Source organism: Thermoflexus sp. (assembly GCF_042408815.1).
Lineage (GTDB): Bacteria > Chloroflexota > Anaerolineae > Thermoflexales > Thermoflexaceae > Thermoflexus.
In genome coordinates, this window is record NZ_JBHOQR010000008.1 from 1 (window position 1) to 16,014 (window position 16,014).

Annotated in this window: 15 protein-coding genes and 1 pseudogene; 3 read left to right on the plus strand and 13 right to left on the minus strand. The window is 62.8% G+C overall.

The window, feature by feature from the left end; translation table 11 throughout:
* The 8 genes and pseudogenes from ACFMO3_RS03395 to ACFMO3_RS03430 all read right to left on the minus strand — a co-directional run.
* Positions 1 to 300, minus strand: a 300-nt coding sequence (locus tag ACFMO3_RS03395; protein ID WP_376789031.1) for a c-type cytochrome, incomplete at its 3' end; no start/stop codon positions are given.
* Positions 300 to 653, minus strand: coding sequence for a copper chaperone PCu(A)C (locus ACFMO3_RS03400; RefSeq protein ID WP_376789032.1), 354 nt, complete (start codon positions 651 to 653; stop codon positions 300 to 302). The genes ACFMO3_RS03400 and ACFMO3_RS03395, both read right to left, overlap by 1 nt.
* Before the next feature lie 178 nt (positions 654 to 831).
* Entirely contained in the window at positions 832 to 1,491 is a 660-nt protein-coding gene (locus tag ACFMO3_RS03405; protein WP_376789033.1) for an SCO family protein, read from the minus strand.
* Between the two features lie 33 nt (positions 1,492 to 1,524).
* Positions 1,525 to 3,174: a b(o/a)3-type cytochrome-c oxidase subunit 1 gene (locus ACFMO3_RS03410; RefSeq protein WP_376789034.1), complete on the minus strand. Its 1,650-nt coding sequence runs from the start codon at positions 3,172 to 3,174 to the stop codon at positions 1,525 to 1,527.
* Positions 3,175 to 3,324: 150 nt separating this feature from the next.
* A pseudogene (locus ACFMO3_RS03415) lies at positions 3,325 to 3,696 on the minus strand (CBS domain-containing protein); the annotation flags it as partial.
* A 22-nt stretch (positions 3,697 to 3,718) separates the two neighbouring features.
* Positions 3,719 to 4,234 (minus strand): cytochrome c oxidase subunit II, encoded by a 516-nt coding sequence (locus ACFMO3_RS03420; protein WP_376789035.1) that lies wholly within the window; start codon positions 4,232 to 4,234, stop codon positions 3,719 to 3,721.
* A gap of 40 nt (positions 4,235 to 4,274) precedes the next feature.
* The gene (locus tag ACFMO3_RS03425) at positions 4,275 to 4,400 is read right to left on the minus strand and encodes a hypothetical protein (RefSeq protein ID WP_376789036.1); all 126 of its coding nucleotides are present in this window, start codon (positions 4,398 to 4,400) and stop codon (positions 4,275 to 4,277) included.
* Between the two features lie 39 nt (positions 4,401 to 4,439).
* Positions 4,440 to 4,940, minus strand: coding sequence for an RrF2 family transcriptional regulator (locus ACFMO3_RS03430; protein WP_376789037.1), 501 nt, complete (start codon positions 4,938 to 4,940; stop codon positions 4,440 to 4,442).
* Positions 4,941 to 5,241: 301 nt separating this feature from the next.
* Here ACFMO3_RS03430 and ACFMO3_RS03435 point away from each other — a divergent pair, with 301 nt between their 5' ends.
* From ACFMO3_RS03435 to ACFMO3_RS03445, 3 genes are all read left to right on the plus strand, one after another.
* A complete protein-coding gene (locus ACFMO3_RS03435; protein WP_376789038.1) occupies positions 5,242 to 6,612 on the plus strand; it encodes a CpXC domain-containing protein in 1,371 nt (456 codons plus the stop codon).
* Positions 6,613 to 6,694: 82 nt separating this feature from the next.
* A complete protein-coding gene (locus ACFMO3_RS03440; protein WP_376789039.1) occupies positions 6,695 to 7,453 on the plus strand; it encodes a dihydroorotate dehydrogenase electron transfer subunit in 759 nt (252 codons plus the stop codon).
* A gap of 77 nt (positions 7,454 to 7,530) precedes the next feature.
* Positions 7,531 to 8,055 carry an NUDIX domain-containing protein gene (locus ACFMO3_RS03445; protein WP_376789040.1) on the plus strand — a complete coding sequence of 175 codons (525 nt, stop codon included), beginning with the start codon at positions 7,531 to 7,533 and terminating at the stop codon, positions 8,053 to 8,055.
* 43 nt (positions 8,056 to 8,098) lie between these two features.
* Here the strand turns inward: ACFMO3_RS03445 and ACFMO3_RS03450 are convergent, their stop codons facing one another.
* The 5 genes from ACFMO3_RS03450 to ACFMO3_RS03470 all read right to left on the minus strand — a co-directional run bounded on the left by ACFMO3_RS03450 (position 8,099) and on the right by ACFMO3_RS03470 (position 15,801).
* Positions 8,099 to 9,307 carry a peptidase MA family metallohydrolase gene (locus tag ACFMO3_RS03450; RefSeq protein WP_376789041.1) on the minus strand — a complete coding sequence of 403 codons (1,209 nt, stop codon included), beginning with the start codon at positions 9,305 to 9,307 and terminating at the stop codon, positions 8,099 to 8,101.
* 160 nt (positions 9,308 to 9,467) lie between these two features.
* Positions 9,468 to 10,379 carry an AEC family transporter gene (locus ACFMO3_RS03455; RefSeq protein WP_376789042.1) on the minus strand — a complete coding sequence of 304 codons (912 nt, stop codon included), beginning with the start codon at positions 10,377 to 10,379 and terminating at the stop codon, positions 9,468 to 9,470.
* Positions 10,380 to 10,397: 18 nt separating this feature from the next.
* Complete coding sequence (locus ACFMO3_RS03460) at positions 10,398 to 11,480, minus strand: HEAT repeat domain-containing protein (RefSeq protein WP_376789043.1); 1,083 nt, start codon at positions 11,478 to 11,480, stop codon at positions 10,398 to 10,400.
* A 155-nt stretch (positions 11,481 to 11,635) separates the two neighbouring features.
* On the minus strand, positions 11,636 to 12,874 hold the full coding sequence (locus ACFMO3_RS03465) for a beta-galactosidase (RefSeq protein ID WP_376789044.1): 1,239 nt from the start codon (positions 12,872 to 12,874) through the stop codon (positions 11,636 to 11,638).
* 155 nt (positions 12,875 to 13,029) lie between these two features.
* Positions 13,030 to 15,801 (minus strand): hypothetical protein, encoded by a 2,772-nt coding sequence (locus ACFMO3_RS03470; protein WP_376789045.1) that lies wholly within the window; start codon positions 15,799 to 15,801, stop codon positions 13,030 to 13,032.
* Between the last annotated feature and the right edge of the window lie 213 nt (positions 15,802 to 16,014).

Below are 16,014 nucleotides of genomic sequence, written 5' to 3' on the forward strand. Positions count from 1 at the left end.
ATCCGTCGCCGGCCGTCCCCTCTTGATGAACTCCAGCAGCTGAGCGTCGGTCTGCTGCCGCACGAAGGCACTTGTGGTCAGATCCTTCCCCAGGCCGGGCAATCCTTTGGCGTCCGGCCCGTGGCACGAGGCGCACGTGCCCAAAAACAGCTCTTTCCCCCGCTCTGCGTTCCCCTTCAGAGCGACCGGTGCGGCCTCTCCTGCGCTGGGGGAGCGGGATGCAGGCGCGCCGCCTCCACACGCGCTGGCTCCCATCAGGAGCGAAGAGAGCATGAGAATCCAAGGCAGCCACCGGTTCATTATGGGTTCATCTCCCTCACCGTCACTGTTATGGGGATCTCTCCGCTTTTCTCAAAACGAAGCGTAAGGGTGAAGGTGTCCCCTACCTGGAGCTCCCGCTTCAGGCCGATCAACATAACATGCAGGCCGCGGGGCTTAAACTCCACCCGCCCCCGGGCCGGAATCTCTACGCGGGGGACCGGCTGCATCTTTGCCACATCCCCTTCCATGCGCGTTTCGTGAAGCTCCACCTTTTCGGCCACGTCGGAAACAGCGCCGATCAGCGCATCGGGCTGGTCACCATCGTTCACCACCACGAAATAGACAGCGCTGGTGCTCTCCCCTCCATGGCTCATCCCATGCTCCATCCCCATGCCCATGGCTCCGGGGCGAGCCCAGGCGTCCTGAATGTGAATCTTCGGGTTGGTGGCTGCCGGAGCGGCACATGCAGCGACGAGAAGAGCAAGCAAGATCCTAGTTGAACGAACGATCTTTGACATGGTTGATTCCTTCCGAAATGGGTCTCCGGATCATCCCATGAGGAGAGGCCAATCACGAGACGGAGCGTTCTCGCACCAGCCGACGGATCTTCCCCATCGCATCCTTGAGTTCAGTCCGGCTGCCTGGCAGGAGCGCCCGCACCCGCCCCTGGCGGTCCACTAAGAAGATGCGATCGGTGTGGTTGATGAAATAAGTCACGGCGCCGCCCGAGGCTTGTGGCGCCTCCGCGGCAGGCGTGCCGTTGATGATATACACCCGCTCCGTGTAGATCCCCAGGATCTCCGTCAGATGGCGGATGGTGGAGGGATCGCCGGTGAGGAAAGCCCAGTTTGTGAAATCCACCTTGCGAGCCTGAGCGTAGCGGCGCAGGACCTCTGGCGTATCCCGCTCTGGATCAAAGGTGATGGTGACGAAGAAAACCTGATCCGACAGGCCCTCTACGGCCACCTGTTCCTGGATCTCCCGCATTCGGGCGGTGATTAGAGGGCAGACATCCGGGCAATGGGTGTAGATCATCCCCAGGACCACCACCTTGCCCCGTGTCTGGCCCAGCCAGAAGGTGCGGCCCTCCTGATCTGTGAACGGCCAGTCCGGGATGGTCATGTAGACCGGAAGGGATTCCGCCCGGACGTCCAGGGCGATCTTCACCGCCCCTGCAGCGGCGACAAAGAGCAGGCCGATGCCTATTCCCCACCAGAACCAGCGTGGCATTCTATTTCCCCTGCTTTCCGTATCACCTGGATTCTACCGGATCGGCGCTGGATTGGAAGGCAGGAAGCCGTAAGCGGAGAAGGGTGAAGTCTGCAGCACCTGGATGAACACTGGCGTATAAGCGATCACAATCAGGACGGCAGCTACGGCCAGCCACACCCGCCAGCGCTCGAAGGCAATAGGTGCGTCCACAGCCGTATGCAGAGCCTCGGCGATCGGCACCTCCACCCGAGCTGGTTGTCGGGAGAACCATAGGGTCATCGCCATGTTCAGCAGGAACAGCATGCCGGCGATGAACATCAGAGTCCCACCCACTGCCGCCATGATCAGGAAGGGCCTCCACTCCGGCAACAGATAGGGCGAGAATCCCAGATTCGTCCGTCGGGGTTCCCCTTCCAGCCCGCCGCGCATCATTCCCACCGCAAAGATCATCACGCCGATGAACCACAGGTACATATTCGCCAGGGCCACCTTCCGGCTCCACAGGGCTCGGCCGGTTAGATAGGGGACCATCCAGGTGGCCATGGCCATGAAGGTCAGGGTCACTGCGGTGCCCACGGTGAGGTGCAGGTGGCCGGGGACCCAGGAGGTGTTGTGGACCACCAGGTTGACGTTGTAGGAGGCGTTGACGATCCCGCTGATCCCGCCGAAGACGAAAGCGATCATCGAAAGGGCGGCGCCGGCGAAGGCTGGCTCACCCCACGGAAGCCGGAAGATCCAGTCGATCCATCCCTGTCCGCCCCGCTGCCGTCCGGCATGCTCCAGGGAGGCCATCAGGTTGAACGCGGTCAACAAACTGGGGATGGCCACCAGGAACGTTCCGAAAGCGTGCAGCAGCTTCCATTCCTGGCCGATGGCGGGATCCGTGTACTGGTGGTGCAGGCCGATAGGGGTGGAGAAGATCAGTAGCATAAGGAAGGCTAGCCGGGCCATGGGGTCGCTATACAGCTTGCCGCCCGCCAGCCGGGGGACCATGGTATACCACGCCACGTAGGCCGGCAGGAGCCAGAAGTAAACCAGGGGATGTCCGAAATACCAGAACAGGGTGCGGGCCAGTATCGGGTTGGTCTGCTTGACCAGGCCCAGGGACCATGGGAGCAACAGGAAAAGGACCTCGATCGCCACTCCCAGAGTGGCGATATACCACAGGGTGAAAGTGACGATGGAGCCGAAGGTCATCAGTGGCGTGCGTTGCCCTGGGTTCTCCCGCCGCCAGGCGATATAGGTGAGGATCAGGTTGGCCCCGCTGACCCAGGAGCCCACGATGAGCATGGTGGCACCCAGGTAGAAGGCCGGGTGGGCCATCAGGGGCGGGTAGAACGTGTAGAGGACGTTCGCCTGACGGGTGAGGATGGCGTAGCCGGCGGCGGCAACCCCCACGCTCATCAACCCGAAGCCGGTCCACCCCAGGGCTAGGCTGTAAAGAGGCCGCCCCAGGGAAGCCCGCACGGCCACGGCGAGTAGGGCCACGATGTTGAAGGTGGTCCACACCAGGGCGTTCAGCACACCGTGGAACGTCAGGCCCTGATAGTAATCATACCAGGGCAGGGGTGGTAACAGCTTCGCCCGGCTCAGGGCCTGAAGCAGGCCGAAGAAGATGCCGACCGCGATGGCGATATAAGCGATGTAAAGGTGCCAGCGGATCAATCGTTTCTCGCTCTCAAACATCGTGAGGGCTCCCATGGTGACCTCCCCATAGAGGCTGGTGATCGGATCCGCCCGATGGCTTTTCCGAGATCCTGTCGCTGGGGAAGCAGCCCGCGCTGCTTCCCGACCTGCCCACCCCGGCTTTCGTTGACATCCCCTCGCTGACCCGGGGCGCCCTGCTTACAGAGCTTTACGGAGGATATCGGTCACCGAGATCACCCCCAGCAGCCGCTCCCGGATCACCGGCGCGCGTCGGATCCTGGCCAGGGCGAAGAGACGGGCCACGTTCTCCACAGAGAGATCCGGGTTCACCACAATGCACGGCTTGGTCATGATCTCCCGCACCAATACCGACTGCGGGCTCAGGCCCTGGGCGATTACCTTATAAACGATGTCGGTCTCTGTGACGATGCCGTAAGCGTCCTCCTCATTGGCCCGCTCGACGATGAGGGCCCGTAGGCCCTTCTCCTTCATCAGCGCCACCGCCTCGGCCACCGTGGCCGATGGCTCAATGGTCACGACCTCGGTGGTCATGATGTCCTTTGCCTTCAACCCCATGGCGCACCCCCGTGTGGGTATCTTAACGGGCCCAGCATGCCAGGGCCGAGGCCATCGTCCGGGGCGTTGGGAGAGAGGGCCCCTTCGCTGTCCGCGGCTCGACGATCACCTTCGCTGACATGGCGTGATGACCCAGCCCGCAATACTCATGGCAGACAATCAGATATTCCCCGGGTTGATCGAATCGGGCCTGGGCCCGATTCACCACGCCCGGTATGGCCATCAGGTTGACGTTGGTGTTGAGGATCTTGAAGCCATGCTGGACATCTTTGCTGGTGAGGTTGAAGGTTACGATGGAGCCGGCGGGGATTCGGATCTCACGAGGGTTGAACGCCCACATCTGAGCGACCACGTTCACCACATACTGGCCCGGGGCGGCTTCCACTACAGCGGGCTGATCGAAGGGGGGGATGTCGGTGACACAGGTGGGGACGCGGATCCCCAGGCCGAAGGCGCTGATGACAATGGCGGCAAAGAAAGCGGTCATCAAGAAACCAGCCCCAAAGATCGCTGTCCGTTCGAAGGGATCTTTCACCATGTGGAACCTCCTGATGGCGGTGGTGCGACACACCGAGGGTTCAGAACGCCGTCATCCCTCGAGGAAGCAGGATGGTGAGATACAGGCCGAACCACATGGCCGCAAACAACACAATCATGCCAAGGAACAGGAGCAAGGCCGCTCGGGGCTGGAACATCTCGTGCATCCTTCACCTCCTTCCCCGGGATCCTGGAACGGGCGGCACTCATCGGATCTCCAGGTTGTTAGCCGTGAGAGCCTCTGGAAGAGATGGGACGGTGGCGCCGTTAGCCCCGTTACGGGATGGCATCGCTCGGATCTGGCGTCCTCGCTCCGCCACCTGGGCGAACGTCGTGGAGCCCAGAAGCTGCTCCAGATAGGCCTGCGCCTGGGCCCAGATGGGGTGGATGGCGCAGAAGCTCCAGCGGGGGCAGAGGTGGGGTTCCCGGGAGCAGCGGTTCAGGCGGATGGGACCTTCCATGGCCTCTAGGACTTCCAACAGGGTGATGGATTCCGCTGGTCGGGCCAGCCGCACCCCACCCCGCCGGCCCCGCCTGGCCTCAATGAAACCTGCTGTGCAGAGATCCCGGATGATCTTCTGCAAAAACGCATAAGGGATCGCTTGTCGCCGGGCGATATCCCGGGCCCGGGCGCGCATCCCCGGCGGGAGCATCGCCAGATCCAGAATCACCCGCATCGCGTAATCGGCCCGCCGGCTGATCTCCATCGCCCCTCCTGCAAAATTCAGACATTGTGGACCCATATGATCCGCTTTGAGGGTAAGCCTCCTTGGGCGCCCATGGGTAGTGTCATTCCTCACGGGTTTGTGGTGCATGAGATCATAGCCCCCACCGCTCTGGGGATCCTGGGGTGAGGTCGCCGGAGGCTGGTCGGGGCGCCGGAGGGCCCCGGGTGTATGCCTCCCATTCCCCGATTCTCCTTTCGGAGCGCTCCATTTGCTGGGGTCTAGGCGGGGGCGGGTTGCGTTAAAATTAACTCGACTATTTATTCGGATCAGGAGGAATGGCATGCCCTTTCCACCCACTCCCATGACCATTCGTTGTCCCTTCTGCGGCCAACCCGTTCAGGTGCAGGTTCGCCAGGTCATCGACGTTTCCGAAGAGCCCCATCTGAAGCGGCTGCTTCTCACCGGTCGTCTGAATGTCTTTATCTGCCCTCGGTGCGGAAACCGGGTGAGTTTCGCGGCGCCTTTCCTTTATCACGACCCGGAGAAGGAGCTTGCCCTCGTGTTCATCCCGATCCAAGCGGATCTGAAGGAGGTGGATCGCCAGCGGATTGTCGGGCAGCTCATGGATATGATCCTGCGGCAGCTCCCCCGGGAGAAGCGCAAAGCCTATCTCCTTCAACCGAAAGAGTTCTTCACCATCCAGAGCCTCCTGGAGGCGATCCTGCGGGCCGATGGCTACACAGATGAAGATCTGAAGGCGATGAAGGAGCGGACGCTCCTCCTGCAACGGATCCTGAACGCCCGGCGCATAGAGGATGCAGAGGAGTTGATCCGGGAGAACGCGGAGAAAATCGATGCGGAGTTCTTCCGGCTCTTCCATGAAGCGCTGGCGACCGTTCAGGAGGAGGGATCGGCGGAGGAGTTCGCCCGGATCATGGCGATTCGAGACCGTCTGCTTGAGTTGACGCCTTACGGGCGGACCCTTCGTTCCCGGACACAGATCATTGAGAAGTTCACCCATGCCCCCAGCGCGGAGGCCTTGCTGGAGGCTCTTCTGGAAGCTCCGGATCCCGAGACCCGTCAGACGCTGGTGGCGCTGGGCCGTCCCTTCCTGGATTATCGGTTCTTCCAGAATCTGACCCGTCGGATTGAGGAGGCGGAGGCGGCCGGCCGGCAGGAAGAAGCCGAGCGCCTGATCGCTCTGCGTCGGGAGATTTTGGAAGCCCGGGAAGCGGTCGACCAGGAGATCCGGCGGGTTTACGAGGAACGGGCGCGTCTGATCCGGGAGCTCCTGAGCGCTCCCTCGGAGCGGGAGTTGCAGGAGCGCCTGATCCAACGCATTGCGGAGATCGATGACGTGTTCTTCGATGTCCTTCAGATGAATGTGGAAGCGGCTCTGGAGGCAGGCGATACCCAGCTGGCTCAGGCGTTGAACCTGCTGGGCCAGATCGCTATGGCGATCCTCCAGCAGACGCTGCCGCCGGAGCTCCGGCTGCTGAATGCTCTGCTGAACGCCCGCTCGGAGGAGCACCGCCGGCAGATTCTGGAGCGAAATCGCCGGATGTTGACGCCGCAGTTTCAGCAGTGGTTGCAACAAATGGAGGACCGGATGCGGGAGGAAGGCCGGGCGGAGATCGCGGAGCGGATCGCGGCGATCCGCTCCCTGGCCGAACAGGTGGCTGCCGCGCCGGCGATCCTTCGCCCCTCATGATGGGGCTTTCAAAGGAAGTGTCTTGCGAAAACGCAAGATCTGACCCGATGATCCCAAGGCAAACCGGGTAAAGGCCTCTGGCATGGCGAGGGAGATCCTTTCCCAGTCGAGTTGCTGCGTCGGGTGGGCAGGGGGGCGTCCTCGAGCGATCCGGGTGATGCGGATCCTTCAGGAGAGCCCGCGGGTGCGCACGCTGATTCTGGAGACGCGCATCGAAGCTCAACCGGGTCAGTTCGTGATGGTGTGGCTTCCCGGCTATGAGGAAAAGCCATTCAGCCTGGCGGACGCCGATCCGGTGACCCTGACGGTGGCCCGGGTAGGCCCGTTTTCCACCGCCCTGCATGCCCTGCATCCCGGCGACCAGTTATGGATCCGAGGTCCGCTGGGCTGTGGGTTCACGATCGAGGGCCGGCGGATCCTCCTGGTCGGTGGAGGATACGGAGTCGCCCCATTGGCTTTCCTGGCCCGTGAGGCCATCGCGCGGGGGATCCAGGTGACTGCCCTGACGGCCGCCCGGCGCGCCGAGGATGTGCTCTATAGGGATCGTTTTCGGGCTCTGGGCGCATCGGTGGTGGTGGCTACGGAAGACGGCTCCGCCGGGGAGCCCGGGCGGGCTCCGGAGGTGGCGGCTCGTGTGCTGCGCTCGGGCTCCTATGATGCCCTTTACGGGTGCGGACCTGAGGGGATGCTGGAGGGGCTCCGAGCACTGGCTGCTGCGTTCGGTATCCCGGCGCAACTTAGCTATGAGGCCTTCATGCGGTGCGGCATCGGGCTGTGCGGTTCATGCGAGCGGGAGGGCGTGGTGCTGTGCCTGGAGGGTCCCGTGTTGCGGTTTGAGTAATATTTCCTACCTGTTCCGGTAACTGCGGTGGCCCATACGAACGGATCATCCCCGCGCTCGGGGTGAAAAATCTGGGAATGGGTTCCGAGTCCTTTCTCTTCTGCCCTCGTTGTGGTGCCCGCCTGACGCATCGGTTCCTGTTCGGCCGGGAGCGTCCGTTTTGTCCGGCCTGCGGGTATGTCGTTTTCTATGATCCAAAGGTCGCTGTCGGCGTGCTGGTGGAACAGGATGGGAAGGTCCTGCTGGTGCGGCGGCGCTATGATCCGGGGAAGGGGGGATGGGCGCTTCCCGCTGGGTTTGTGGAGATCGATGAGGGGCCGGTGGCGGCCGCGATTCGGGAATGCCGTGAGGAGACCGGGCTCCTCATCCGTATCTGCGGCCTGCTGGATGTCTTCGCTGTGTCTATGGATCCGCGGGGTCCCGCGGTCCTCATCGTATATCAGGGGAGCCCCATCGGGGGTTCCCTTCAGCCCGGGGATGACGCGCTGGAGGCCGGTTTCTTCCCCCCCGATGGTCTTCCGTCCCCACTGGTTTTCGCCAGCACCCGCCGGGCCCTCTGGCGATGGCGGCGCCAGAAGGGATTTTTAGAGAGGCGATTTTAGGAAGGAGGTTAACCCAGGAACATCCAAGGGGGGAGGGCTGTCTTCAGCGGCCTTCCCATTCCCGAAAGCCTCCTGCTCTGGTCAGATGGCGAGCCCGGTGGGATGGGGCTTCCTCGCGCTGGCTGAGGGAAAGGAAAACGGGGCCCAAGCTGAGCAAGAGGAACAGAAGAAGCCACGGCCCAAGGCGCTCCGTCAGGGGCTGCCAGAGCGGTTGGGGTTGCAGGGCGGCTTCCGCCTCATCCTCCAGGCGGGCCAGAGAGCGCCCCAGGACCCGGCGCACTCCGTTCTCGCAGGAGACCCCTCCCACGTAGGCCTCCAGCAACCGCCGGAGGCCTCCGAAGCCCTCCTGATCACGGATATAGCGAACCGTTGCCCAGGAAAGGGCGTAAGCCTGGGAGGCTCGCAAAGGATCGGAGGGGAAATCCCCACATAAGCTCGCCAGTGAGACGCCCTCCAGGCGAGGCTCCTGGAGAGCCTGTAGCAGGGCGGGATCCGGCCAGCCTTCGTTCAGCAACGCCCAGCCTTCATCCAGCCACGCGGGCAGGGGCTGCCCCCCGGATAGATCGTCCAGGATCACATGGGTGAGTTCATGGGGAATCAGGCGGCGGAGGATTTCCAGACCAGCTCCGTCTGCGGAGGCGATCAGGATCACGGCTCGCCAGCGAGGGCGAGCCTCCCCCCCGATCTCCAGCCCTGCCAGGCGAAACGCCGCCTGGGCCAGTTCGCGATCGGTATACCAGAACAGCTCGATGGGCTCCGATGTTCGATAGCCCAGGGGCTCGCTGATTCGATCCAGGCTCTGACGGGCCAGCTCCAGCACCGCCCGGGCCAGCCCGGGATCCCCCGCATGCCAGTAAAGATGGAGAGGACCTGAGGAGATCGTGCGCCAGGCCACCCGGTTATCCAGATATCGAACCGTCCGCCGCTCTGTAGACCACCAGTGCCCCTCGCGATCTTGAACTTCCCACCAGAATGTGAGCGGCACAAAAGGCGGCAGAGGGTCCCGGCGGAGATCCCGCTCATAGGTGATTCGAGACGGAATCTGGGATCCCGGAACCACACGTACCCGCTGGGGGAGTTCGGTGTCAGGGAGGGTGTAGTAAAGAATGGCTTCCATAATGGGGAGAGGGTTTTCGAGCTCCAGGATAAACTGCATGCGCTGACCGAAGGTGTAATCCAGCTCCACGCGGGCTGGAAGCAGGCCCGGAACCTCGAGGGAGGGAGCGATCGCTAGCAGCCCCAGAAGCCCCATCGCGATCCATCCTAGGAACCCAGATGCAGAAAACCCGAACTTTCTGGGAAAATCCGGAACGCTCACGATCATCTTTATCAGCATGGTTTCGGAATCGCATCGGCTCTCATCCGGGAGGCGGGCCAATCCGGAAAGCCCCCTGGAAGGGAACGGATTGCGCTCATCCCCGCAGCCAGGCGATCCACAGGCTGAGGGTGAGCGGGCTGAGCAGGGTGGACAGGAAAATAATCCCGGCGATGGTGCGGGGGTAAACCCCGAATTCCGCCGCCATGACCACGCTGGAGATGGCGGCGGGCATGGCGCTCTCCAACAGCCCGGCCTGTCGAGCTGGGCCCTCCAGCCCCCAGACAGTAGCCAGGGAGATGGCCATCAGCGGAATTCCCATTAGACGCAGGAAGGCTCCCAGACCCATTAAAATCCACCGATCCTCCAGCTGAATATGGGCCAGCTCCAGGCCAAGCACAAGCAGGAGGACGGGGATCGCACCCTGGCTGAGGAGGGCAATCCCGGCTTTCACGGGCTCTGGGAGCATCCATCCACTGAGGCGCGCCATGGCGGCCAGCAACGCGGCGTAGAAGCTGGGAAGGATCAGCACGGATCTCCATCCCGTTCGGCCACCGGTGTGCACAGCCATCAGTACCCCAAGCGTGTTCAATAGGATATTGTTGGTCATGAAATAAAGCACAGCCCGGGCCAGGGCGGCTTCGCCGAAGGCGCGCTGGATCACTCCCAACCCATAGCTCCCAGCGTTGACAAACATCGCCGTCAGCATCAGGGCCGTCCGCTCCGATGGGGAGAGCCTCAGGGCAAGGCTGAGTAGAAGCCCCAGACCGCCAGCGAGGAGGGGGATGGAGATCGAGAACCCCAGGAAACGCACCAGCTCCAACCCGGTAATATCGGAACGGATGAGGGAGATATACACCAGAGCAGGGTTGAGAATGTAGAAGGAAACACGCGCCAAGGGATGCGGGGGGATCTTCAGCCACCGCCCTGCCAGCCAGCCTGCCGCGATCACCAGGAGGACTGGCATCAGATCATGAAAAAAGATCTCGGCGACGAGGCGAAGGCTCACTGGCCAATCCCCCTATGGTCAGCGCCGATTGCGCTGCTCGTGATCTCGGTCTTCCTGATCGGGATCTTCCTTCTCTTCCTCTCCTTCTAACTCCTCCAGGCCCAGATGTTCCCTCTCCCACTCCATCAGCCAGTCTTCCGCTTCCTCCTCTTCGGCCTCCAGATCCAGCTCCAGGAGGGGCATGAGGGTCTCTCCGCCCTCCAGCAGCTCCAGCTCTTCGAGGGCCTCCTCGGCCAGCATGGCCAAATCCTCATCCTCACCCTGGGCGATCCCCGTCAGGATCTCGCGAGCCCGCGGGCCTCCGATCTCCCCCAGCGCCCAGATCGCCGCTTCTTGGATCTCTGCATCCCCCTCCTGAATCAATCGCTCCAGAAGGGGAACAGCCTGCCGGATCCCGATCTCGCCCGCTGCGACTACCGCTTCATAGCGCACGGCCGGGCTGGGGCTGCGCAGTGCTTCCATCACATAAGGTGTCCATCGGGCCTCGCCGGTTCGACCCATCGCAAAGACTGCGCTGATCCTCATCCGTTCATCTGGATCCATATAGGCCCGTTCAATCATCTGCGGGAGGTCGGGCTCCAGGGTGTTCCCCAGCGCCTCCAGGGCACGTCGTCGCACTTCCAGGGGCTCTTCTGGGTTATAGAAGGCCTGACGTAGCGCCTCAATGGCTGGCTGCACAGCGGAGAGCGGGATTTGTTCCATAATGCAGGCGTTATAAAAGTAACGCCCCAGGCCGATAGCGGCGCGGGCGCGGACCTCCGGTGCAGGATCTTGTTCAAAGAGCTCGAAAAATCGGCGCATGAGATGAAGATCATGATCCTCATACCATAGCCCATCGATAGCCATCGCTCGCACTTCCGGATCCGGATCGCTCAAGGCCATGCGGAAGACACGCCCGAAATCCACTTCTGTGTTCTCTTCGCTGATATCCACCAGGTGGCTTATGATCGCCCGACGCCGGGATGGCGATAGCGTCAGCCAGGCCTGGGCAACTCGGGCGAACTCCTCATCGCTTAAATCGGAGAGCCAGTAGAGGCGGGCGATCGCAAGCGGGGTCCCCTCATCCTTCAGATGATCTATTAAGGTCTTCACGGATGGCATCCAGATCCTCCTCTCTTTTTGCGAATTGCTCCTTCGCTCAGGGGCCTTGAAGAAGCTGTTAGGAGGCTGGTAAGACGCTTCTGGCGCCTTGTAGACCCCCTCAAGCTTCCACGGACCTATTCAAGTGTCTCCTAATTAATTTTAACGCGTAGGCTTTACTGATTCCCGGTGCGAAGCTCAGCGAGGTAAGCCTGGAGGGCGCTGAAGGCGGGACGTGGAACCCCGCGTGTGTCCAGAATGCTATAGAGCACATTATCGTCCTGTTTCGGTCCGAATCCCTTTGGCCCAAAATCCAGGTTCCATAGGATCGCCATTCGAACAAATCCCCAGGTGCGCATCCGCTCAAACCCTTCCACGATCCAGCGAGCCTGTTCCTCCAGGGAATTATCCAGGGCGAATTCAAACCCCGGCGGTGTGGTTCCATATTCTTCTGCGGATGCCCATCCGAACTCTGTGACGCACAGCGGCTTTGCGTTCCCAATGATCTCTCGATAGCCCCAAAGGGTCGACTTGAAACTCCAGCTATGATGGGGGTTGTCAAAAGGGCCTCGAAACCGGGCGGTCCGGGCTTTCGGCAGGAGCGGGGCCTCTTCCGCCAACACATCCGGACCAATGTTGTAACCGTTGTGGTGAACCCCCACGCAATCCGCGTAGTTCAAAAAACCCGCCTGCATCATGCCCTGCAGGTAGCGAAAATCATCCACCCCATTCACCCCGTCGTCGATCCCGGTGGGGGAAAGCGCCCCGCTGATCACCATAATCCCGGGGTCCTCAGCCTTAATCGCTGTGTAGGCAGCCCGGAGCAGCTCCACATAATCCTCTGGGCGTAATCCCCGGGAGGTTTGCCATTCCCGTCGCAGGTTCTGTTCGTTCCAGACCTCGATGGCGTGGATTCGCCCGTGATGCCGGCGGATCAGTGTCCGGAGAAAGCGGGCGAGATCCTCCGGCCGGTCCGGCGGTCCGTGGATCCCGCCTTCCCGACGGCTCCACTCTGGAGCCGTGACTACGCTGAGCACAACGTTCACGCGCTCCCGCTCGGCGACGATCAGAAATCCCTCCAGGATGCCCCAATCATAGCGGCCGGGCTCCGGCTCGTGCATCGACCAGAGGACCTGCTGTTTCACCCATGGGAATCCCACCTGACGGACCACGCGAAGGGTATCCCGTGGATCTCCCACATATCCGTGCACCTGAACTCCGATGAGAAAAGGCTCAGGGTTAGAGCGTGAAGTCGGTGATGGGCGGCGAGAGGCTGTAGGAGGGGCAGAAGGGGTGGGAGAGGTCTCCGGCTGAGGCATGGTGGAGCGCCAGAGCGCAAAACCCAGGATGCCCATCTCCAGAGTGATCAGGATGACGGCCAGTTGTAGGATCCAGCGACGGATCGCTCGATTCAACCGCGAGTCCTCCTCGGGCTGTAAGGATCAAGAGGCTGGGGCCGTGGGAAGAGCGGCTGGGCCGCCCGCCCACGACCCCGAAGCTCTATGCGCGCAAGCCATGCCGGTGGCAGGCTCCGTTCGTGCCTCCGCCATGCCCGGCGGCGTGGAACGGTTTAACGCCCTCCCATCACCTGATGCAGCGTCTCACAGGCGGGGCAGGAGCCGTCCGGTCGGATGATCGCGTAGCCAGCCATGGGATCCGCCCCGTAGTTCTTGAAGTCCACATTCCAGATGATCATCAATCGTACCTTCCCGCTTTGAGCCGATAGCTGCGCAGCCCGGGCCAGCCATTCCGCCTGTTGCTGAACCGTTACGTTCTTCGCCCAGGCGAAGGAAGGCGCTACGGCTTCCAGAGGCGGATATCCATCATCCGAGAGATAGCCCAGCTCGGTGAAGCATAAACGTCGAGCGCCTCCGAAGGCGTTCCAGTATGTGTTCACCATTCCCCAGAAGTAACGGGTGTAGTAATTATCCCGGGGATCTCCGCTGGTCCAATCTGGCGGGACGATTCCCTCGTTGTAGTGGATGCCGATGCAGTCGGCGTAATTCGCCGCGCCCGCGGCCGCCATCCCCGCCACATACCGATCATCGTTCCACACCCGATGGGAGCCGAAAGCGCCCTCCGCGCCGGTCGGAGCCGGCGCCCCGCTGATCACCATGGTCCCCGGGTTGCGGCTCTTGATGGCGCTGTAAGCTCGCCGCAGCATATCGGTGTAGCTCACGGGATCGATGTGGCCGGTCGGCCACTCCCGGTCGATGTTCTGCTCATTCCAGACTTCGATCCCGTCGGCTCCCAGGGCGGCTACGCCACCTAGGAACTGGGCGAAGGCGTCGAAGTAACCCGGATTGGGGGCTCCCATCTGTTCGGGGAAGCCGACAATCCCCAGGAGGATCTTAAAGCCATTGGCGTGGGCCTGCTGGATCAGCCCGGCGACGCTACTCGGATCCTGGCCCGGGGACCAGCGGACCTGGCGTTTGATCCAGGTCATGCCGGCATAGCGCATGAGATCCGGCCGGGAGAAGCTGTCCACATGGCCGCCCAGCTCAAAGCCGCCGCCGATGGGGCGAGGACGCGGTGTGCTGGTGGGGCGAGGCGTCGGGGTGGGACCCGGTGTAGGGCTAGGCCCTGGCGTGCGGGTCGGGGTCGGGGTGGGCACGGGGGTCCCGGTCGCGACCATGCCGGTGGCCTCCCCCTGCGCCTTCTCGTTGGGGCCTGCCCGCAGGATCAATGCGATATGGAAGGGGCCTGTCGTCTCCTGGGGCGGGGACCATTCCGCGCGTCCATCGGCCAGGGGGCGGGTGATCTCGGCCACCACCTGGCCGTCCGGTCCGGTGATCCGCCAGACCCATTCCATCGCTGAGAGACCCGGAGCCTGGCCGCTCTGGCGATAGGCTTGCAGGGCCTCTATAGTGCCCGGCGCGGTGCCTCCGCCCAGCAGCCCCCGCAAGGTCAGCCCCCGGAGCCGATACGTCTGGAGGAGGGACAGTTGGCGATCGAGAAGGCCGGTGGTAGGCATCCAGACCGTGTGGGGCTGCCCCGCTTCGTCGATGTATTGATACCGATACACCCCTGCCTCGGCCAGGAACTGAAGATCCTGAGCGGTGGTGACGGGAGCGAGGGTGAGGGTGATGCCCGCGGTGAGGGTCAGCGGCCCGGCGGGCTCCAGACGGCCCAGATGGGCGAGCGCTTCGTCAAAGGAAACGAACCGCGCGCCCGAAGGACCCAGATCCACGGCCAGGCCCGGCCCCACCAGTTGCAGCTGGTAACGGTTCACCTGGCCGATCAGCCATCGCAAGCCTTGCTCGACCAGCCCGCCCGGGACATAGGCGATGGGGTCATCCGGGGCTTCCACGTAGAGGACATCCGCGAGGCGGCCTAGTTGCTTCCAATCGTAGCCACCAGTGAGGAAATGCCCTCGCTCCCCGGGCAGGGGGAGGGGAGCCGCGACGGCCAGCACCTTTCCCTGTTCATGGAGGGCCTGGCCGAGCCGGCGGAGGAAGTCCATGAAAGCGTGCTGCTGATCCGCCGTGAGGCCCCGATAATCGATCAGGACGCCGTTATAGTTGTGGGCCTGGAGGATGTTCAGGATTTCCGCAATATGCGCCTGATAGACAGCGGGATCCGTCAGCAGGGCGGCGAGAGCTGCCGTGTTAGGCGCTCCGCCCGGGAGGTAGTTCCGCACCAGCAGCCACGTGACATAGCGCCCCTGGGGATCCGGCGGTGGAAGGGCCTTTCCATCTCCCATCAGGCGGCCGCCCAGGCCCAGGGTGAATCCCGCCACGCTCACCTCGTTCACAACCTCCAGGATCCGGGCATCTGGGGCGATCCCCGCTTCCTGAATCGCTCCGAAGGCAGGAACGGGAATCTGAGCGGCCGTGACAAGAACATACTGGGGGATGGCGCGAGTTTCGCCGCTCAGAAGCCCCTGGGATTCCTCTCGCTCCCCGCCCAGCCATGTCCACCCCTGCCCAGTCCAGCCCCATAGATCCGCGATCGTCCACGGCTCGAGACCATCCGGGATATACACCGTCAGGCGCAGTGGCGTGCGGACCTCGCCGCAGAAGCGCAGCCGGTAATACGGCGCGGCCGGCTTCAGAGTTGGCGGCAGGCGGGTCAACGCTTCCCGCAACGGAGCGTCCGGCTCCGTCAGCGGCCAAACGGCCACCCGCACGCGCTGAGCGGGATCTGTGGGGGCGAGCTGGAAGATGGGGCTCCGGAAAGGCTGCTGGGCCGTGGCGGTTTCACAGGCCGCCTGGGTGGACTGAGCCCGCCACAGACCCACTCCGAGCAAGGCCAGGATCACCACAGCGCCCAACCCAAGAATCCATTTCCACGGGGGAGATCCGCCCGGGGAAAGGTGCGTTCTCGGACGTGCAAGTGTCATTCGGCCTAACCTCCTGGTGGAGTGGGAGTAGCCAACGATGGAGGGGGTGGAGGCCGGATGGGCCGCTGAAGGCAACCCGCCTAGCCTCGTCGCCCTTTTCTCCACCCTCTTTGAGAGCAGTATGGGGCCCCTTCGGTGCGCCCTGCATCCTCAAGCGTCCTCAAGGGATCCATTGCGTCTCTCCTATTTTAAACCGGCTTGCGAGATGCTATC